A 19,609-nucleotide genomic window follows, 5' to 3' on the forward strand; every position below is an offset into this window, starting at 1 on the left:
TCTTCGCCTGTGGATAATTCATGAAAAGCCAAACCGTGCGTCGCTGGTCCATCGTCCATACCTGGAGCAGCCTGATCTGCACCCTGTTCCTGTTGATGCTGGCCATAACCGGGCTGCCGCTGATTTTTCATCATGAAATCGATCATCTGCTGGGCGACGCGCCGCACTACCGGGAGATGCCCGCCGACACGCCGCGCCTGGACCTTGAGCAACTGGCACGCGCTGCCGAAGCGCATCGCCCTGGCGAGGTGATGCAGTATTTCGGCTGGGATGACGAAGACCCCAATGGCGTGATGGCGATTACTGCGGCGACGGCGGGCACCGAGCCTAACTCATCCCACACCTTCGCCCTTGATGCGCGCACCGGCGAAGCGCTGGAAATGCCTTCGGCCAATGGCGGTTTCATGATGGTCATGCTGCGTCTGCACGTGGACATGTACGCCGAACTGCCCGGCAAACTGTTGCTGGCTTTCATGGGGCTGCTGTTTGTCGTGGCGATCGTTTCCGGGACCGTGTTGTATTCACCGTTCATGCGCAAACTTGAATTCGCCCAGGTGCGAGCGAATAAATCCCGGCGCACGCGCTGGCTCGACCTGCATAACCTGATTGGCGTGGTGACGCTGACCTGGGCGCTGGTCGTCGGTGTGACGGGCGTGATCAGCGCCTGCGCCGACCTGTTGATTGCCTCATGGCGCAACGATGCGCTGGCAACCATGATTGCCCCGTACAAAGACGCGCCGCCCCTGACGCTGCGCGCCCCGGCGACCCGCTTGCTGGAAATCGCCGAATCCGCTGCACCCGGCATGCAGGCCGATTTCATCGCCTTCCCGGGTACGCGCTTCTCCAGCGAGCATCATTACGCGGTGTTCCTCAAAGGCAATACGCATCTGACTGCGCACCTCGCCACGCCGGTGCTGATCGACGCGCAGACCCTGCAAGTCACTGCCGTGGTCGAACGTCCCTGGTACATGGACGCTCTGGGCATGTCGCAACCTCTGCATTTCGGCGATTACGGCGGCATGCCGATGAAAATTCTCTGGGCAGTGCTGGATGTGCTGACCATTATCGTACTCGGCAGCGGGGTTTATCTGTGGTGGGTGAGGCGTCGTACCGCACGCTCGATGAGCGTTGTTCAAGCCCGGGTGACGCAATGAGTTCGAGGCCGTCACGGTTCTGGAAGACCTTTGCGATACCTGGCGTACTGGCGTTGCTCATCGCGGTGGGCCTGTTCGCTGCGCTGCTGGGTGACGGCTGGTGGGACACGCTGGCCTGGCTGGGTATGGGGCTTGCTGCCGGGTTGAGTATCCGGGGATTGCTGGTGCGGCGTGGCTGATTGAAACGTCGATTGCAGACCTGCCACACGCTGACTAGTCTAGTAGGCTGTCTCATTCGAGGAACACCCATGTCTGCGCCCACGATGACGTTGTACTTCAACGCAGCTTCGCCCTTTGCTCGCAAAGTGGTAGTGATGCTTCATGAAACCGCTCAGCTCGATCGCGTCGAGTTGCAGGCCACGGTGCTGACCCCGGTCAATCCGTCTGCAGAACTCAATGAAGACAACCCGGCAGGCAAGCTCCCCGCACTACGTCTGGCCGATGGCAATGTCATTCATGACAGCCGGGTCATCCTTGATTATCTGGACCATCAGCATGTTGGCTTGCCGCTGATACCCCGTGAAGGTACGGCACGCTGGAGGCGCCTTACCCTGGCCTCACTGGCCGATGCTGTGCTGGACGCCGCCGTGCTGATCCGCTACGAAACCGCCTTGCGCCCGCAGGAAAAGCACTGGGACCAGTGGCTGGACAATCAGCAGCAGAAGATTGAACGCTCGCTGCATTACTTCGAAAGCAACGCGATCACCGAGCTCAGCAGTTCCTTCGATGTCGCATCGATCAGCGTCGCCGCGGCGCTTGGCTATCTGGATTTCCGCCAGCCGGATCTCAACTGGCGCAGCACCTATCCGCGACTGGCGGCGTGGTACCTGGACGTCAGTCAACGCCCGTCGATGATCGCGACCCAGCCGCCGGTTTGAGTCAATCTGCGCCGCGCCGCACACTCAAGAGTGGACGCATAGCGTCCAGAACAGCATGCGACGCGGAGCATCGCACGATAGTTGAGATTATCGTTCCGCACGCTCCAGCGTGGGAATGCCGTGGGTGACGCTCTGCGTCACAGATCTGCGCCGCGCCGCACATTCCGGATCGGACGCATAGCGTCCAGAACAGCATGCGACGCGGAGCGTCGCACGATAGTTGGGATTATCGTTCCGCACGCTCCAGCGTGGGAATGCCGTGGGTGACGCTCTGCGTCACAGATCTGCGCCGCGCCGCACATTCCGGATCGGACGCAGAGCGTCCAGAACAGCATGCGACGCGGAGCATCGCACGATAGTTGGGATTATCGTTCCTCACGCTCCAGCGTGGGAATGCCGTGGGTGACGCTCCGCGTCACAAATCTGCGCCGCGCCGCACATTCCGGATCGGACGCATAGCGTCCAGAACAGCATGCGACGCGGAGCGTCGCACGATAGTTGGGATTATCGTTCCGCACGCTCCAGCGTGGGAATGCCGTGGGTGACGCTCCGCGTCACAGATCTGCGCCGCACATTCCGGATCGGACGCAGAGCGTCCAGAACAGCATGCGACGCGGAGCATCGCACGATAGTTGAGATTATCGTTCCGCACGCTAGCTGAGGACTATGAAAAAACTCAGCAATCAGGCTCGTCAGCGGTGTAACGACGGGCCGGATTGACCGCTGCATCGAACTCACGCAAGGCTTTGACGCCGATCAACAGCGGGAAGTTGAAGTGGCTGCGGTCTACCAGGTTGACCTCGACCGTACGCTTCTTGTCGCCCAGGCACAGTTCCAGGTCAACGACCGGGCGCTTGGCAGGGTTGATGCTTTCATCGTCCTCGTCATCACCTTCGGCACGGCCCTTGATCTTGCTGATCCGCGACACCTTGTGCTCGTACACCTTGTTGTCCGCACCCTTGGTGGCCAGGCGGAATCGTACCCAGTCATCACCATCACGCTTGAACAGCTCGATGTCCTTGGCCGACAGCGAAGCGGTCAGCGCGCCGGTGTCCATTTTGGCCTTGAAGGTCTGGTCTACGTCGAGAACCTTGATGTTCTCGTAGCGGCCATACAACGTCGGTTCAGCGGCCATGACTGGCAGGGCCAGCAACGACAGTAGCGCCAGGATCGGTTTCACGTGAGAGGTTCCTCGCAGTGGTCAGCGCCTGATTGGCGCCCGGTTTTAGACAGCGAACCTGCAGGAGGTTCGGCAGCAAGCATGTCACGCCAGCATAAATGCCGAGACGTGAAACATTTGTAAGCACCTGTGTAATTGGCGTAAAACGCGAGGGTCTTTATCATTGCCGCCCCTGAACCTTCAAGAGTCCGCTATGCGCCGTCTGCTCACCGGCTGTTTCGTCACCTTTCTATTGCTGGTCAACACCTTGGTGCTGATCGGGCCCTTGCTGATTTTTGCCCTGCTCAAGCTGCTGTTCCGGGGCTCGATGCGCGATCGCTGCTCACGCGGTGCAATGTGGGTAGCCGAGACCTGGGCCGAAATCGACAAGGCTATTTTCGCGACGTTCATTCCTGTGCGATGGGACATTCGTGGCGATGAAGGGCTGCGCGGTGATACGTCTTATCTGGTCATCAGCAATCACCAGTCATGGGTCGACATTCCCGCGCTGATTCAGGCGCTCAACCGGCGTACACCCTTTTTCAAGTTTTTCCTGAAAAAGGAGCTGATCTGGGTGCCGCTGCTGGGGCTCGCGTGGTGGGGGCTGGACTACCCGTTCATGAAACGCTACAGCAAGGCTTTTCTGGAAAAGCACCCGGAGCTCAAGGGCAAGGACCTGGAAATCACCAAAGCCGCCTGCGAACTGTTCAAACGTCAGCCGGTAACCATCGTCAACTACCTGGAAGGCACGCGCTTCACCCCGGCTAAACATGCGGCGCAGGCATCGCCTTACGCCAACCTGCTCAAACCCAAGGCGGGCGGCGTGGCCTTTGTGCTGGCGGCGATGGGCGAACAGCTGGATGCCATTCTGGATGTCACGGTGGTGTATCCCGGCTCAGGCATTCCCGGTTTCTGGGACATGTTGTGCGGTCGGGTCTCCAGAGTGATCGTCGACATCAAGACCCGCGAGCTGGACCCTTCACTCTGGCAGGGCGATTACGAGAACGACCCGGTGTTTCGCGAGAAAGTGCAGGGTTGGGTCAATCAGCTCTGGGTCGAGAAAGATGCGCTTATCGGCGCATTGCGGATTGAGTTAGCTACCGGCACCCCATAATCCACTCAGGCTCTGCAACGCCGAACCACTGGCACCTTGTTGCCCGAGGTATTGCAGAATCAGCGGGGCAAACTGGCTGACCATCGTGCTGTCCATGCCCAGTGCCTTGAAGGCGTTATTCACGTCGCCCATGTTCTGCACGTTGCCCAGTGCGCTGTTGAGCATCGAGCTATTGCCCGATTTGCCCAGCAGACTGCCCAGCCCGTTGGCGCCACCCAGGCTGTCCAGCGCAGACGTCCCGGACATTTGCTCCAGCCCCGGCACCGATTTGGCAAGTTGCGAATAATCGGTGCTGGTCAGTTTGTTCTTCGCCAGCCCGAGCAATGCGCCCGTCCCGCCAACAGCCTGTTCAGGGGTGACATTGAGCTGCGTGCCGAGGGTATTGAGCAGACCCGCCACTTCGGGTGCCGCCGTGGCTTTCTGATTGCCATTCGTGGCATTGGAGACGGCATTCGCTGCGTCATTCAGATTGAAGGCAAACGCCGGGCTTGCCGCCAGCGCCATCAACGTTACCAAAGCCATACTGCGTGCAGTTTTCATTGCGTCACCCTTATCAAACCTGAACCGCCTATTAGTGAGCGGTAAAGCTGACGATTTGACTGGAGGAACCGAGGCTTGTTCCCGGCGTGCATGACAGGGTGCAGGTTATTTCAGCGCCAGACATTTTTGCCTGGCCGTTCTGCTAGCTGGACGGCTGGACGGCTGGAAGGTGCAGGTTCAAGCTGGCACCCTGATGTTCAATTCCAGAAAATGCCCCCATGACTTCCGCCGCCCCGGCTGTTCTTTGCATCTATCGCCAAGACCCTATGGCTCGGCTGCCCGCTTGTTAACGCTACACGCCACTAAACAACCGATGCGGATCAATCACAAACTTCTTCGGCACGCCCGCATCGAATTCGCCATAACCACGCGGAGCGTCGTCCAGGCTGATCACCTCGACACCCACCACATCAGCGATCTTGATGCGGTCCCACATGATCGCCTGCATCAACTGGCGATTGTATTTCATGACCGGGGTCTGGCCGGTGTGGAAGCTGTGGGATTTGGCCCAGCCCAGACCGAGGCGGATGCTCAGGCTGCCCATTTTTGCAGCGGCGTCCACGGCTCCCGGGTCTTCGGTGACGTACAGGCCGGGAATGCCAATCTTGCCTGCCACTCGCACCACACCCATCAATGAGTTGAGCACGGTGGCGGGTGCTTCGGCCTGAGCGCCAGCATGGCCATGACCGCGTGCTTCGAAACCTACCGCGTCGATGGCGCAATCCACTTCAGGTTCGCCGAGCAGGGCAGCGATCTGCTCGTGCAAGGGTGTGTCCTGGGACAAGTCGGCAATTTCGAAGCCCTGGGCCTTGGCGTGAACCAGGCGTGTCGGATTAACGTCGCCGACGATGACCACTGCCGCACCCAGCAAGCGGGCCGAAGCGGCAGCGGCTAAACCGACCGGGCCAGCGCCTGCAACGTAGACGGTACTGCCAGGTCCAACCCCGGCAGTCACGGCGCCGTGGTAACCGGTGGGCAGGATGTCGGACAGGCAGGTCAGGTCGCGGATTTTTTCCATCGCCGCGTCGCGGTCCGGGAGTTTGAGCAGGTTGAAGTCCGCGTAAGGCACCAGCACGTATTCAGCCTGGCCGCCAACCCAGTCGCCCATGTCGACATAACCATAGGCACCACCGGGACGCGCAGGGTTGACCGTCAGGCAGACGCCGGTGTTCTGTTCCTTGCAACTGCGGCAGCGACCGCACGCCACGTTGAATGGCACAGAAACCAGATCACCGACTTTCAGATGTTCCACGTCACGACCGGCTTCCAGCACCTCACCGGTGATTTCATGACCGAGCACCAGCCCGGTCTGCGCCGTGGTGCGGCCGCGTACCATGTGCTGGTCCGAGCCGCAGATGTTGGTGGAAACCACGCGCAGGATCACGCCGTGTTCAATGCGCTTGCCGCGTGGGTCTTCCATTTTCGGGAAAGGAATTGATTGCACTTCGACCTTGCCAGCGCCGAGATAAACTACACCGCGATTACCAGACATACATGTCGCCTCGCTTTTATTGTTTTGGAGCAGAGAAAAACAGTTGCAAGCTTCAAGCGGCAAGAAATACTCATTGCTTGCAGCTTGCGCCTATAAAACCACCGTCCTGTTGGCGTTGAGGAACACCCGCCGTTCGATGTGATAGCCCACCGCGCGGGCCAGTGTCAGCCCTTCGATGTCTCGACCCTTGGCAATCAGGTCTTCGGGGTAGTGACTGTGATCGACCACCTCCACGCCTTGGGCAATGATAGGGCCTTCGTCCAGATCGTTGTTGATGTAATGCGCTGTCGCGCCGACCAGTTTCACGCCCTTGTTGTAGGCCTGATGGTACGGTTTGGCACCCTTGAAACCGGGCAGCAACGAGTGATGAATATTGATCGCCTTGCCATCCAGCTTGCGGCACAGGTCCGGTGACAGGACCTGCATGTAGCGAGCAAGAATCACCAACTCTGCGCCGGACTCCTCGATGACCTGCCAGACTCTGGCTTCCTGCGCGGGCTTGTCGTTGGGGTCCAGTGGGAAATGGTAGTACGGAATTCCGTGCCAGCCAGCCAGCGGCTCAAGATCCGGGTGATTGGACACCACCGCGACCACGTCCATGGACAGTTGATTGATGCGCTGACGATAGAGCAGGTCGTTCAGGCAGTGATCGGCTTTTGAAACCATGATCACTACTTTTGGCCGGTAGTTGGGTGCCGTCAGCTCGAAGATCATGCCGAATGCTGCGCCCCGTTCGCTCAATCCGGCCTTGAACGCCTGCTCGTCGAAAGCCTCGGGCTGACGAAACTCCACACGAATGAAGAAGCGTCCCGAGAGGCGGTCATCGAAGGAGTGGTGTTCTGTGACGTAGCAGCCCTGCTCGAACAGAAAGCGCGTCACTGCATCTACCGTGCCCAGCACGCTTGGGCAGTCGGCGGTCAAAATCCATGTGTCGGGCGCGCGGCTCATTTAATGAATGCTCCTGAATGTTCGTTATGCACATATCTGGCTGACTCTCGTGCCAATGCTCCGCGTTGGCATGCAGTTCGGGACGCTCTGCGTCCCTATTTTGCGACGCAGAGTGTCTAGACATGCATTCTCACGCGGAGCGTGGGAATGAGCGTTACGGGCAGAAGCCTGAGCGTCCCGGTTTCTCGGGCTCTTCACGCCTGAATGCTCAGCCCGTACTCGGCACTCGCATCCTGCAGCCACAGCCACCAGTAATCCGAGAAGCTGCGGCGGACCAGCAGCTCCCAGGTCTCTTCGCCGGTCCGGCGGATGACCAGTTGTGACTTGGCGAACACCGTGCCGACGGCCTTGCCCACCGGAAAGTTGTCCGGATGTACGTCGTAGCTGGTGGATTTCATCAGCACCTGGCGCACCTTCGGCCCGCTCAGCTCCAGAATCGACTGGCCTCCGCTGACATTGACAATGGCGATGTGCAGCCCGGTCAGTTCAGCACGCAATTTCTGCTCCGCCGCGAATTCTTCGCCACTCGGCACGATCAGCAGCCACTCATCCGGGCCGAGCCATTGCAGAGAGCTTTCGCCGTTGCTGACCAGCATCAGTGCCCCAGGCAGCTCCATGCCCAGCGCTTTGTGTACGCCGGCGGCGAAGGCTGGATCATGGGCATCGCCACGAAGGGTGAGATGGCCCAGCAGCTTCTTCTCGCGCAGGAACACGCCCGGGCTGGCGCGGCCTTTGCCGATCAGGCTGTCGAGACTGGCGTGGAACAGCGGCGACTCGGCTTTGACGTCGGTGGTCGGGCGCTGCTGGTAAACGTTGGCTGTGGTCATGAGTCACCTGCTTTGAATTCTGTTTGGCGCTGATGTTTACTCAACATTCTGCCGCTCGCCCTTCGGATCGAAGAACACCGAAGAAACGATCTCGGCTTCGATCACGCTGCCATCGGCCAGCGGCGCAAACACGCGCTCGCCAATACGGTTCAGGCCGCCTTTGACCACGCCCATGGCGAACGAATAGCCCAGCGAGTTGTGCGCGTAACTGGAGGTCACGTGGCCAACCATGCTCATCGGGATCGTCTGCTTGGTGTCGAAGACCAGTTGTGCACCTTCCGGCAGCCACTTGTTCGGGTCGATCGGTTTGAGGCCGACCAGTTGCTTGCGCTGTTCCCGCACGCAGTCTTCGCGATTCATGCCGCGCCAGCCGATCCAGGAGAATGGCTTGGTACGACCGACACACCAACCCATGTTCAGATCGTCCGGGGTCATCGAGCCATCGGTGTCCTGACCGACGATGATGAAGCCCTTTTCGGCGCGCAGCACGTGCATGGTCTCAGTGCCGTAAGGCGTCAGGTTGTACTGCTTGCCTGCCTCGGCGATCTTTTCCAGAACGCCCATGGCGTAGTCGGCCTGAATGTTGACCTCGTAGGACAGCTCGCCGGTAAACGAAATACGGAATACTCGGGCCGGTACACCGGCGACCAGACCTTCTTTCCAGGTCATGAACGGAAAGGCTTCACGGCCCAGATCAATGTCGGTGACTTCGCTTAGCAGCTTGCGGCTGTTAGGACCGGACAGCGTGAGGGTCGCCCAGTGATCGGTCACGGAGGTGAAGTAAACCTTGAGGTCCGGCCATTCGGTCTGCTGATAGATTTCCAGCCATTGCAGAACCCGTGCAGCGCCGCCCGTGGTAGTGGTCATCAGGAAGTGATTGTCGGCGAGGCAGGCGGTCACGCCGTCATCGAAGACCATGCCGTCTTCCTTGCACATCAGCCCGTAACGCGCCTTGCCCACGTCCAGTTTGGTCCAGGCGTTGGTGTAGATGCGGTTGAGAAATTCGCGCGCGTCCGGGCCCTGAATGTCGATCTTGCCCAGCGTCGAGGCGTCCAGCAGGCCGACGCTGTCACGCACCGCCTTGCATTCGCGAGCAACGGCTGCCGGAAGGTCTTCACCGTTCTTCGGGAAGTACCAGGGGCGCTTCCACTGGCCGACGTCTTCAAACTCGGCACCGTTTTTGACGTGCCAGGCGTGCAGCGCCGTGAAACGCACCGGTTCGAAGATGTGTTTGCAGTGGCGTCCGGCAATCGCACCGAACGTCACCGGCGTGTAGTTGGGGCGGAACATGGTGGTGCCCATTTCCGGAATCGACACGTTCAACGAGCGGGCGGCAATGGCCAGGCCATTGACGTTGCCCAGCTTGCCCTGATCGGTGCCGAACCCCAGCGCGGTGTAACGTTTGACGTGCTCGACCGACTCGAAACCCTCGCGTGTCGCCAGTTCGATGGCGGCGGCGGTGACGTCGTTCTGGAAGTCAACGAATTGCTTGGGCGCTCGTGCGGTACCTTTTTCGTGTGGCACCTGAAACAGCGCCAACGTCGGTTCTTCGGCCCGGTTGAGGGCTTTGGGCATGACGCCCTCGACAATCCCGAAGCCCGCCTCGCTGGCCGCGCGCGCGCCGCCTTCAAAACCATCGGCCAGGCTGTCGGCCAGGCTGTAGACGCCGTTCACGCCACCCACGCAAATGCGTTTCTGCGGTGCTTCACCCGGCACGAAACCGAGGATGTCCTCGCGCCAGACCGGCTTGCCACCCAGGTGCGAAGCAAGGTGCACAATCGGGCTGTAACCCCCGGAGCTGGCCACCAGATCGCACTCAAGCCATTCGCCAGGGCTGGTAACGGCGTGCGCCTTGAGGTCGATGGCAGCAACCCGCGCAGCGGTCACGTGTTTGCTGCCACGGGCTTCGATGACCGCGCTGCCGGTCAGAATGCGAATACCTTTGGCCCGTGCTTCTTCAACCAGCGGGCCGCGCGGGTTATGCCGCGCATCGGCAATCGCAACGACCTGCAGGCTGGCATCGAGCCAGTCCAGAGCGACGCGGTAGGCATGGTCGTTATTGGTCGACAGCACCAGCTTCTTGCCCGGCGCGACGCCGTAACGACGGACATACGTCGAGACCGCACCGGCCAGCATGTTGCCCGGCACGTCATTGTTGCCGTAAACCAGCGGGCGCTCGTGAGTACCGGCTGCCAGCACCACGCGTTTGGCGCGCACCCGGTGCATGCGCTGGCGGACCATGCCGATAGGCGCGCGATCACCGAGGTGATCGGTCAGCCGCTCGTGAATGGTCAGGAAATTGTGATCGTGATAGCCGTTGACCGTTGCGCGGGGCAGCAACGTCACATTGCGCAGGCTTTTCAGCTCGGCAACTACCGTCGAGACCCACTCGGTGGCCGGCTTGCCGTCCAGGCTTTCACGGCTGTCGAGCAGGCTGCCGCCGAACTCCTCCTGTTCATCGGCAATGATCACTCGGGCACCGCTGCGACCCGCTGCCAGCGCGGCAGCCAGACCGGCAGGGCCTGCGCCGACGATCAGCACGTCACAGTGCTGGTTCATCGCGTCGTAGCTGTCCGGGTCGTTCTCGGTCGGCGAACGACCCAGGCCGGCAGCCTTGCGGATGTACTTCTCGTAAGTCATCCAGAACGATTGCGGGTACATGAAGGTTTTGTAGTAGAAGCCGGGCGGCATCAGCTTGCCGCCGACCTTGCCGAGAATACCCATCACGTCGGTATTCACGCTGGGCCAGCCGTTGGTGCTGGTCGCAACCAGTCCTGAATAAAGCGCTTGCTGCGTAGCACGCACGTTGGGGATCTGCGTGGCTTCGGTCGCGCCGATCTGCAACACGGCGTTCGGCTCTTCCGAGCCTGCCGCGAAGATGCCGCGTGGCCGGGAGTACTTGAAGCTGCGGCCAATGATGTCGACGCCGTTGGCCAGCAGGGCAGAGGCCAGCGAGTCACCTTCAAAGCCCTGGTAGGTCTGGCCGTTGAAGGTGAAGTTCAGCACCTTGCTGCGATTGATACGGCCGCCGTTGGGCAGGCGATGGGTCTGGCTCATACCTTGTCTCCCTGATCCGTGAACTGCGGCGTGGTACCGATCGGATAGGTCTCGAGAATCTCGTAGGTCACGGTATTGCGCGTCATGTTGAAGTACTGGCGGCAACCGGCGGCGTGAATCCACAGTTCGTGATGCAGGCCCCGCGGGTTGTCACGGAAGAACATGTAATCGCCCCATTGCTCATCGGTGCAGGCACCGGGGTCCAGCGGGCGCGGGATATGCGCCTGGCCGGACGGATGGAATTCCTCTTCGGAGCGCAGTTCGCCACAGTGAGGACAGAAGATATGCAGCATGGTCGGGTTCTCCTGTTAGTGGGCTACGGCTGCAGCGCCGTGTTCGTCGATGAGTGCGCCGTTGTGGAAACGGTCGATGGAGAACGGCTTGGCCAGCGGGTGCATCTCGCCTTTTGCCAGGCTGGCGGCAAATACGTTGCCCGAGCCCGGTGTGGCCTTGAAGCCGCCCGTACCCCAGCCGCAGTTGAAGAACATGTTCGGCACCGGCGTCTTGGAAATGATCGGGCAGGCGTCCGGCGTGGTGTCGACGATACCGCCCCATTGACGGTTCATGCGCACGCGGGACAGCACCGGGAACATCTCGACGATGGCCTGAATGGTGTGTTCGATCACCGGGTACGAGCCGCGCTGGCCGTAGCCGACCCAACTGTCGATACCGGCACCGATCACCAGGTCGCCCTTGTCGGACTGGCTGATGTAGCCGTGCACGGCGTTGGACATGATGACGCTGTCGATAATCGGCTTGATCGGCTCGGAAACCAGCGCCTGCAACGGGTGTGATTCGATCGGCAGACGAAAGCCTGCGAGTTTGGCCATGTGCCCGGAGTTACCGGCTGTTACCACCCCGACACGCTTGGCACCGATGAAGCCCTTGTTGGTTTCGACGCCGATGCAAACGCCGTTTTCCTTGCGAAAACCGATCACTTCGGTTTGCTGGATCAGGTCAACGCCCAACGCGTCGGCAGCACGCGCAAAGCCCCACGCTACTGCGTCATGACGGGCCACGCCGCCACGGCGTTGAACGGTTGCGCCGATGATCGGGTAGCGGGTGTTTTTTGAGCAATCCAGATACGGGATTTCTTCGGCGACCTGCTTGCCGTTGAGCAGTTCGCCGTCTACGCCGTTGAGGCGGTTGGCGCTGACGCGGCGCTCCGAGTCGCGCATGTCCTGCAAGGTATGGCACAGGTTGTAGACGCCACGCTGGGAGAACATGACGTTGTAGTTCAGATCCTGAGACAGGCCTTCCCACAGTTTCATCGCGTGCTCATAAAGATGCGCCGACTCGTCCCACAGGTAGTTGGAGCGCACGATGGTGGTGTTGCGAGCCGTGTTGCCGCCGCCCAGCCAGCCTTTCTCGACCACTGCCACGTTGGTGATGCCGTGCTCTTTGGCCAGATAATAAGCCGTCGCCAGACCGTGTCCGCCGCCACCGACAATAACCACGTCGTAGACTTTTTTCGGCGTCGGCGTGCGCCACATGCGCTGCCAGTTTTCGTGATGGCTGAGGGAATGCTTGAGAAGGCCGAAGCCTGAGTAATGCTGCATGTAGGGCTACTCCTGACTCAGCGATAAACCGGGAAATCGGTGCACAGGGCGGCGACCTGTCTGGCGACGTCGGCCTCGACATCGGCATCACCGAGGTTGTCGAGAATGTCGCAGATCCAGCCTGCCAGCTCGATGCACTGGGTCACCTTGAAACCACGCGTGGTGACGGCCGGCGTACCGATGCGCAGGCCTGAGGTCACGAACGGTGACTGTGGATCGTTGGGCACCGAGTTCTTGTTGACGGTGATGTGTGCACGGCCCAGCGCGGCGTCGGCTTCCTTGCCGGTCAGGCCCTGACGGATCAGGCTGACCAGAAACAGGTGGTTGTCGGTGCCGCCGGAGACCACGTCGAAGCCCCGTTCGATGAACACCTGCGCCATCGCTTGCGCGTTATCGATGACCTGCTGTTGATAAGCCTTGAAGCCGGGCTCCATGGCTTCCTTGAAGCACACGGCCTTGGCGGCGATGACGTGCATCAGCGGCCCGCCCTGACCACCGGGGAAGACGGCAGAGTTGAATTTCTTTTCCAGCTCTTCGTTGGCCCTGGCCAGGATCAGGCCGCCACGTGGCCCACGCAGGGTCTTGTGCGTGGTGGTGGTGACCACATCAGCGTAGGGCAGCGGATTCGGGTAAAGACCGGCGGCGACCAGGCCGGCGACGTGCGCCATGTCGACAAACAGGTAGGCGCCCACCTTGTCGGCGATTTCGCGGAAGCGCGGGAAGTCCAGGGTCTTCGAGTAGGCCGAGAAACCGGCAATGATCATTTTTGGCTGGCATTCGACGGCGATGCGCTCGACTTCGTCGTAATCGATCAGCCCGGTCGTGGTGTCGATGCCGTACTGCACTGCGTTGTACAGCTTGCCGGAAAAGCTGACCTTGGCACCGTGAGTCAGGTGACCGCCGTGCGCCAGGCTCATGCCCAACACAGTATCGCCGGCCTGGAGCAGCGCCAGGTAGACCGCCGCGTTGGCCTGACTGCCGGAGTGCGGCTGGACGTTGGCATAATCGGCACCGAACAACTGCTTGGCGCGCTCGATAGCCAGTTGCTCGACCTTGTCGACATGCTCGCAACCACCGTAGTAGCGCTTGCCGGGATAGCCCTCGGCGTACTTGTTGGTCAGGCCGCTGCCCTGGGCCTGCATCACTCGCTTGCTGGTGTAGTTTTCCGAGGCGATCAGCTCGATATGGTCTTCCTGACGCTGCTCCTCGGCGTTGATCGCCGACATCAGTGCATCGTCATAACCCTGAATCTGGTCTTGCTTGCTGAACATCGCGGATCTCCCGGCGGCGGCGCTGCGCCTGACTTTTTGGTCGGGCCGAACAGAGCCCTCTGAGAGCGATGGTAGGGCCGGACCAAAGACGCCAAATGCCTATGGACGCCACACAAAGGTGCGTTTACGACATGGCCTGGCGCGCAGAGATAAATAGATGAAGGGGGGAGGGAAATACACAAACCACGACGCCTTGCGTCGCAAGAGGACGCGGAGCGTCCAGAACGGCATACCAACGCGGAGCATTGGTACGATAGTTACAAGATTCTCGTTCCGCACGCTCCGGCGTGGGAACGTATTTCGCGACGCCCTGCGTCGCAACGAGGACGCGGAGCGTCCTGAACGGCATACCAACGCGGAGCATTGGTACGATAGTTACAAGATTCTCGTTCCGCACGCTCCGGCGTGGGAACGTATTTCGCGACGCCCTGCGTCGCAACGAGGACGCGGAGCGTCCTGAACGGCATACCAACGCGGAGCATTGGTACGATAGTTACAAGATTCTCGTTCCGCACGCTCCAGCGTGGGAATGCATTTCACGACGCTCTGCGTCGCAAGGGAAGCAGAGCATCCGGAATGGCATGCCAATGCGGGGCATTGGTACGATAGTTACAAGATTCTCGTTCCGCACGCTCCAGCGTGGGAATGCATTTCACGACGCTCTGCGTCGCAAGGGAAGCAGAGCATCCGGAATGGCATGCCAATGCGGGGCATTGGCATGAGCATCGATGTGAATCCAGCTCCCGCTAGCGGCTCTGGCGTTGTTGCAGCAACAGGTTGCTGAAGCCGCCGCCTGCCAGTTGCTTCTGGGCAGTGGTCAGTTGTTCGCGGTTGCTGAACGGGCCGACCAGTACGCGATACCAGGTTTCATCCTTCACGGTGCCGGATTCGACGGTCGACGTCTGGCCCAGCAGGATGATCTGCGCGCGGACTTTCTCGGCGTCGGCCTGTTTGCGGAACGAGCCCGCTTGCAGATAGAACGTCGTGACCGCCGCTGGCTTGGTCGTGGCAACAGGCGGGGCCGGTGGCGGTGTCAGACCGCTAAGCGCTGCCTGAGCCCGCGCCGTGTCGATCTTGGCGGCCTGCTCCGGCGAAACCGGTGCGGTCGGCGCGACAGGCGGCGGAGTCTTCTCCGGGACCGCTTCGTTAGGCACGATCACTTCCGATTCCGGCAGCAGCGTGTAGAAGTCGTACTTGGGCTTGACCGGAGCGGTCGGGCTCGGTGGCGTCTTGTTCGCTTCGGCGATTTTCGCAGCCTTGGCGTCCGCCCTGACCCGCTTGACGTCTTCGCCACCCGGTTCGAGCTTCATCAGAAAGACCACGAATGCGCCTACGCTCAGACCAATTGCCAGCCACAACCACCCTGGAATCGGTTTCTTCGCGGGTGCCTGATAACGGCTGGCGCCCCGCTTGGGTGCCGGTTTCTTCTTCGCAACTGCCAACTTACATACGCTCCAGAGTTTCCAGACCCAACAGGTCCAGGCCTTGCTTGAGGGTGCGACCGGTCAGGGCAGCCAGACGCAGACGGCTCTGTTGCTGATCGGGATTTTCCGCACCAAGGATCGGGCAGTTTTCATAAAAGCTGGAAAACAGGCCCGCAAGGTCATACAGGTAAGCACAAAGTACGTGCGGTGTGCCTTTTTCTGCGACGTTATTCAATGTTTCAGTGAACTGCGCCAGACGTGCAGCCAGTTCCTGCTCCTGCGGCGCTTCAAGGGCGATGTGCCCCTTGCTGGCGTCGAAAGGCGTTCCCAGCTTGCGGAACACACCGGCTACACGGGTGTAGGCGTACAACAGATAAGGTGCGGTGTTGCCTTCGAAGCTCAGCATCTGATCGAAGTTGAAGCTGTAATCGCTGGCGCGGTGCTTGGACAGGTCGGCGTATTTCACTGCACTGATCCCCACTGCCTTGGCGATGCTGCGCAACTCGGCCTCGGCGACTTCCGGATTCTTCTCCTTTACCAGCGTGTAGGCACGCTCTTCGGCTTCATTGAGCAGGTCGACGAGCTTGACCGTGCCGCCATCGCGCGTTTTGAACGGGCGGCCGTCGGCACCGTTCATGGTGCCAAAGCCCATGTGTTCCAGTTGCATGCCCTCGTGGACGAAGCCCGCACGGCGCGCCACTTCGAATACCTGCTGGAAATGCAGGGCCTGACGCTGGTCGACGAAATACAGCACCCGGTCGGCCTTGAGCACTTTGCTGCGATAGCGGATGGCCGCCAGGTCGGTGGTGGCATACAGATAACCGCCACCGGCCTTCTGCACAATGACCGGCAGTGGCGTGTCATCGGCGGTGCGGAATTCTTCGAGGAACACACACTGCGCGCCGTTGCTTTCGACCAGTAGGCCGGTCGCTTTCAGATCATTGACCACATTGGCCAGATCATCGTTGTAGGCACTTTCGCCCATGACATCGGCCGGGGTCAGTTTGACGTTCAGGCGCTCGTAGGTCTCCTGACAGTGAGACAGCGAGATATCCTTGAAACGCGTCCACAGTGTCAGACATTCAGCGTCACCGGCCTGCAACTTGACCACCAGCCCGCGTGCGCGCTCGGCGAACTCTTCGGACTCGTCAAAGCGCTGCTTGGCGGCGCGATAGAAATCTTCCAGGTCAGACAACTCGTCGCTGGTTGCCGGTTTTTCCTGCAGATAGGCCAGCAGCATGCCGAACTGTGTGCCCCAGTCGCCGACGTGATTCTGGCGAATGACCGTGTCGCCGAGGAACTCCAGAACGTTCGCCACGCCGTCGCCAATGATGGTCGAGCGCAGGTGACCGACGTGCATTTCCTTGGCCAGATTGGGTGCCGACAGATCGACCACCACACGCTGTGTGACGCCAGCCTTGCGAACCGCCAGTTGCGGATCGGCCAACGCGGCGTCAAGGCGCGAGGCCAGCGCGGCTGTATTCTGGAAGAAGTTCAGAAAACCCGGACCGGCAATTTCGACCTTGCTCACCTGATCGTCGGCAGGCAGCGCAGCGATCAGCTTTTCAGCCAGATCACGCGGTTTCATGCCGGCAGGCTTGGCGAGCATCATCGCAATGTTGCTGGCGAAGTCGCCGTGCGTCTTGTCACGGGCGTTTTCCACCTGAATCGCCGGCGTCAGCCCTTCTGGCAAGACGCCCTCGGTGACAAGACGGGTCAGGGCTTGTTGAATCAGCTGGCGAATGGTGTCTTTCATGATGCTCTCTTCGACCGCAAGCGCGGTGGCGCCTGGATGCGCGGGTGGAAAAACTCCGCATTATCCGTTGCTGGAGCCTGCTTGCCAACGGCGTGACCTAATAAAGATCCACCGGGTCGACATCCAGCGACCATCTGACCTGTCGGCCGCTGGGCATTTGCTCCAGCGCCAGCAGCCAGGTGCTGAGCAATTTGTGCAGCGGCGCACGCGCACTGGACTGCACCAGCAACTGCGCGCGATAGCGCCCGGCGCGGCGTTCCATGGGCGCTGGAACCGGACCCAGCAGCTCGATGCCACCCAGGCTCATCTGCGTCAGAAGCTGTTCGGCCTCGCCGCACGCCTGATCAAGGAAGGCTTCGGCCTGGCCAGGCTTGTGGGCTTCAGCGCGTAGCAGGGCCAGGTGCGAAAACGGTGGCAAGCCGGCCGAGCGACGTTCGCTCAAGGCCTGCTCGGCGAACGCGAAATAACCCTGTTCGGTGAGCTGAATCAGCAGCGGATGATCGGCCAGATGCGTCTGGATGATGACCTTGCCCGGCTCTTCGGCCCGCCCTGCGCGCCCTGCGACCTGCACGATCAACTGCGCCATGCGCTCGCTGGCCCGGAAGTCGCCGGAAAACAGCCCGCCGTCGGCGTCGAGAATCGACACCAGCGTCACCCTTGGAAAATGATGGCCCTTGGCGAGCATCTGCGTACCGACCAGAATGCACGGCTGTCCGCGCTGGATGGTCGCGAATAGCTGATTCATGGCGTCCTTGCGCGAGGTGCTGTCACGGTCGACGCGCAATACCGGAAAGTCCGGGAACATGATGCCCAGCCGCTCTTCGGCGCGCTCGGTGCCTGCGCCTACAGGGCGCAAATCCACTTTTCCGCACGATGGGCACTGCCGCGGCACGCGTTCGACATAGCCACAGTGGTGGCAACGTAGTTCGCCGGAACGCTGGTGCACCGTCATGCGTGCGTCGCAGCGCTGGCAGCCGGACATCCAGCCGCAATCGTGGCACAGCAACGTCGGCGCGAAGCCCCGGCGGTTGAGAAACACCAGCACCTGCTGGCCCGCCGCGAGCGTCTGACCGATGGCTTGTTGCATCGGCCCGGAAATCCCGCTGTCGAGCGGTCTGCTTTTGACATCCAGACGCATGAAGCGTGGCTGTTGCGCGCCGCCTGCGCGCTGGTTCAGGCGCAGCAGGCCGTAGCGTCCGGTGTAGGCGTTGTGCAGGCTTTCCAGAGACGGCGTGGCCGAGCCGAGCACGATCGGAATGTTTTCCTGACGGGCCCGCACCAGTGCCAGGTCGCGGGCGTGGTAACGCAGACCTTCCTGCTGTTTATAGGAGCCATCGTGTTCTTCGTCGATGATGATCAGGCCGGGATGCTTCATCGGCGTGAACAGGGCCGAGCGGGTGCCGATAATAATGTCGGCCTCGCCATCGCGGGCGGCCAGCCAGGCATCCAGTCGTTCGCGGTCGTTGACAGCTGAATGCACCAGCGCAATGCGGGCATTGAAGCGTTGTTCGAAGCGCGCCAGGGTTTGCGGACCGAGGTTGATTTCCGGAATCAGCACCAGCGCCTGTTTGCCCGCCTCCAGCGTCTCGCGAATCAGTTGCAAGTAGACTTCGGTCTTGCCGCTGCCCGTTACGCCGGCCAGCAAAAACGCGTGAAAACTGTCGAACCCGGCACGAATCGCTTCGTAGGCGGCCCGTTGCTCGGTATTGAGCGGCAGTTCCGGTTGCGCCAGCCAATGCTCATGACGAGCGCTGGGGGCGTGGCTGCGAACCTCGACATACACCAGCTCTTTGGCCAGCAGCAGGTTGAGGCTGTCTTTATTAAGCATCAACTTGCTGAGTAACTGATGCGCCACGCCGTGCGGATGCTGGGCCAGGGTGGTCAGCGCTTCACGTTGTTTGGGCGCGCGAGCGATACGCGGATCGTCGACGCTGGCATGCTCGGTCACGTGCCAGAAGCGTTCCTGACGGCTCTCGGCCAGCTCGCCCTGACGCAGCAGCACCGGCAAGGCCCAGCTTAGCGTGTCACCCAGGCTGTGCTGATAATACTGCGACGTCCACAGGCACAACTTGAACAGTGCGGGCGGCAGCGGCGCTTCACTGTCGAGCAGGGCGATGGCGGGTTTGAGCTTGTCAGCAGGCACTTCGCTGTGATCGACCACTTCCACGAGTATACCGATCATCTCCCGTCGCCCGAACGGAACCCGCAGGCGCATGCCGGGCTGCAAGGCGCTGCGCAACACACCGGCAGGGGCACGGTAGTCGAACAGGCGGCGAAGCGGGGAGGGCAGGGCAAGGCGCAGGATGGCGTCGGGCACGCGGTATTTCCCTGTGATGAAGAGTGGCGAAGGCGCGATCTTAGCAGACGACCGGTGTGAAGGTTCGCTTGCATCGGTGCAATTGTCTGGTACTATCCGCAGCCTATTTCCGT

16 protein-coding genes are annotated in these 19,609 nt (G+C 60.9%); 4 read left to right on the plus strand and 12 right to left on the minus strand.

The genetic code is table 11. The features are described 5' to 3' along the window. Positions 1–20 precede the first annotated feature (20 nt). The 3 genes from I9H07_RS01335 (at position 21) to I9H07_RS01345 (ending at position 2,032) form a co-directional block, all read left to right on the plus strand. Positions 21–1,154, plus strand: a complete 1,134-nt coding sequence (locus I9H07_RS01335) for a PepSY-associated TM helix domain-containing protein (protein WP_024673633.1) — start codon at positions 21–23, stop codon at positions 1,152–1,154. Further along, entirely contained in the window at positions 1,151–1,333 is a 183-nt protein-coding gene (locus I9H07_RS01340; RefSeq protein ID WP_058392826.1) for a hypothetical protein, read from the plus strand. Before I9H07_RS01335 ends, I9H07_RS01340 begins: the two co-directional genes overlap by 4 nt. Positions 1,334–1,402: 69 nt before the next feature. Continuing rightward, positions 1,403–2,032, plus strand: a complete 630-nt coding sequence (locus tag I9H07_RS01345) for a glutathione S-transferase family protein (protein ID WP_024673631.1) — start codon at positions 1,403–1,405, stop codon at positions 2,030–2,032. Positions 2,033–2,708: 676 nt separating this feature from the next. Here the strand turns inward: I9H07_RS01345 and I9H07_RS01350 are convergent. Continuing rightward, on the minus strand, positions 2,709–3,212 hold the full coding sequence (locus tag I9H07_RS01350) for an ATP-dependent zinc protease family protein (RefSeq protein ID WP_024673472.1): 504 nt from the start codon (positions 3,210–3,212) through the stop codon (positions 2,709–2,711). Between the two features lie 193 nt (positions 3,213–3,405). On the opposite strand from I9H07_RS01350, the gene I9H07_RS01355 reads away from it, so the two are divergent. Continuing rightward, on the plus strand, positions 3,406–4,305 hold the full coding sequence (locus I9H07_RS01355; RefSeq protein WP_024673473.1) for an acyltransferase: 900 nt from the start codon (positions 3,406–3,408) through the stop codon (positions 4,303–4,305). On the opposite strand, the gene I9H07_RS01360 is transcribed toward I9H07_RS01355, so the two are convergent. From I9H07_RS01360 to I9H07_RS01410, 11 genes are all read right to left on the minus strand, one after another. Next, on the minus strand, positions 4,285–4,845 hold the full coding sequence (locus I9H07_RS01360; protein WP_024673474.1) for a DUF2780 domain-containing protein: 561 nt from the start codon (positions 4,843–4,845) through the stop codon (positions 4,285–4,287). The genes I9H07_RS01355 and I9H07_RS01360 overlap by 21 nt on opposite strands. A 292-nt stretch (positions 4,846–5,137) precedes the next feature. Beyond that, on the minus strand, positions 5,138–6,337 hold the full coding sequence (gene fdhA / locus I9H07_RS01365; RefSeq protein ID WP_024673475.1) for a formaldehyde dehydrogenase, glutathione-independent: 1,200 nt from the start codon (positions 6,335–6,337) through the stop codon (positions 5,138–5,140). A 90-nt stretch (positions 6,338–6,427) separates the two neighbouring features. Next, on the minus strand, positions 6,428–7,285 hold the full coding sequence (purU, locus tag I9H07_RS01370) for a formyltetrahydrofolate deformylase (protein ID WP_058391327.1): 858 nt from the start codon (positions 7,283–7,285) through the stop codon (positions 6,428–6,430). 194 nt (positions 7,286–7,479) lie between these two features. Then, entirely contained in the window at positions 7,480–8,112 is a 633-nt protein-coding gene (locus I9H07_RS01375) for a sarcosine oxidase subunit gamma (protein ID WP_024673003.1), read from the minus strand. Between the two features lie 36 nt (positions 8,113–8,148). Beyond that, positions 8,149–11,169, minus strand: coding sequence for a sarcosine oxidase subunit alpha (locus I9H07_RS01380; protein WP_058825113.1), 3,021 nt, complete (start codon positions 11,167–11,169; stop codon positions 8,149–8,151). Continuing rightward, positions 11,166–11,462: a sarcosine oxidase subunit delta gene (locus tag I9H07_RS01385; RefSeq protein ID WP_058825112.1), complete on the minus strand. Its 297-nt coding sequence runs from the start codon at positions 11,460–11,462 to the stop codon at positions 11,166–11,168. Before I9H07_RS01385 ends, I9H07_RS01380 begins: the two co-directional genes overlap by 4 nt. 15 nt (positions 11,463–11,477) lie before the next feature. Continuing rightward, positions 11,478–12,728, minus strand: coding sequence for a sarcosine oxidase subunit beta family protein (locus I9H07_RS01390; protein ID WP_002555602.1), 1,251 nt, complete (start codon positions 12,726–12,728; stop codon positions 11,478–11,480). A gap of 17 nt (positions 12,729–12,745) precedes the next feature. Then, the gene (gene glyA, locus I9H07_RS01395; protein WP_236425185.1) at positions 12,746–13,999 is read right to left on the minus strand and encodes a serine hydroxymethyltransferase; all 1,254 of its coding nucleotides are present in this window, start codon (positions 13,997–13,999) and stop codon (positions 12,746–12,748) included. Between the two features lie 746 nt (positions 14,000–14,745). Continuing rightward, positions 14,746–15,441: an SPOR domain-containing protein gene (locus tag I9H07_RS01400; protein ID WP_024672912.1), complete on the minus strand. Its 696-nt coding sequence runs from the start codon at positions 15,439–15,441 to the stop codon at positions 14,746–14,748. A gap of 1 nt (position 15,442) precedes the next feature. Continuing rightward, positions 15,443–17,179 carry an arginine--tRNA ligase gene (gene argS / locus I9H07_RS01405; RefSeq protein WP_024672913.1) on the minus strand — a complete coding sequence of 579 codons (1,737 nt, stop codon included), beginning with the start codon at positions 17,177–17,179 and terminating at the stop codon, positions 15,443–15,445. Between the two features lie 97 nt (positions 17,180–17,276). Then, entirely contained in the window at positions 17,277–19,496 is a 2,220-nt protein-coding gene (locus I9H07_RS01410; RefSeq protein ID WP_236425184.1) for a primosomal protein N', read from the minus strand. Between the last annotated feature and the right edge of the window lie 113 nt (positions 19,497–19,609).

It is taken from the genome of Pseudomonas syringae, from assembly GCF_023278085.1.
Lineage (GTDB): Bacteria > Pseudomonadota > Gammaproteobacteria > Pseudomonadales > Pseudomonadaceae > Aquipseudomonas > Aquipseudomonas syringae_Q.

What these genes read in the sequence shown, in the direction of transcription:
- I9H07_RS01335 (WP_024673633.1), top strand. Translation starts at nt 21, where the DNA reads ATGAAAAGCCAAACCGTGCGTCGCTGGTCCATCGTCCATACCTGGAGC.
- I9H07_RS01340 (WP_058392826.1), top strand. Translation starts at nt 1,151, where the DNA reads ATGAGTTCGAGGCCGTCACGGTTCTGGAAGACCTTTGCGATACCTGGC.
- I9H07_RS01345 (WP_024673631.1), top strand. Translation starts at nt 1,403, where the DNA reads ATGTCTGCGCCCACGATGACGTTGTACTTCAACGCAGCTTCGCCCTTT.
- I9H07_RS01355 (WP_024673473.1), top strand. Translation starts at nt 3,406, where the DNA reads ATGCGCCGTCTGCTCACCGGCTGTTTCGTCACCTTTCTATTGCTGGTC.
- I9H07_RS01360 (WP_024673474.1), bottom strand. Translation starts at nt 4,845, where the DNA reads ATGAAAACTGCACGCAGTATGGCTTTGGTAACGTTGATGGCGCTGGCG.
- fdhA (WP_024673475.1), bottom strand. Translation starts at nt 6,337, where the DNA reads ATGTCTGGTAATCGCGGTGTAGTTTATCTCGGCGCTGGCAAGGTCGAA.
- purU (WP_058391327.1), bottom strand. Translation starts at nt 7,285, where the DNA reads ATGAGCCGCGCGCCCGACACATGGATTTTGACCGCCGACTGCCCAAGC.
- I9H07_RS01375 (WP_024673003.1), bottom strand. Translation starts at nt 8,112, where the DNA reads ATGACCACAGCCAACGTTTACCAGCAGCGCCCGACCACCGACGTCAAA.
- I9H07_RS01380 (WP_058825113.1), bottom strand. Translation starts at nt 11,169, where the DNA reads ATGAGCCAGACCCATCGCCTGCCCAACGGCGGCCGTATCAATCGCAGC.
- I9H07_RS01385 (WP_058825112.1), bottom strand. Translation starts at nt 11,462, where the DNA reads ATGCTGCATATCTTCTGTCCTCACTGTGGCGAACTGCGCTCCGAAGAG.
- I9H07_RS01390 (WP_002555602.1), bottom strand. Translation starts at nt 12,728, where the DNA reads ATGCAGCATTACTCAGGCTTCGGCCTTCTCAAGCATTCCCTCAGCCAT.
- glyA (WP_236425185.1), bottom strand. Translation starts at nt 13,999, where the DNA reads ATGTTCAGCAAGCAAGACCAGATTCAGGGTTATGACGATGCACTGATG.
- argS (WP_024672913.1), bottom strand. Translation starts at nt 17,179, where the DNA reads ATGAAAGACACCATTCGCCAGCTGATTCAACAAGCCCTGACCCGTCTT.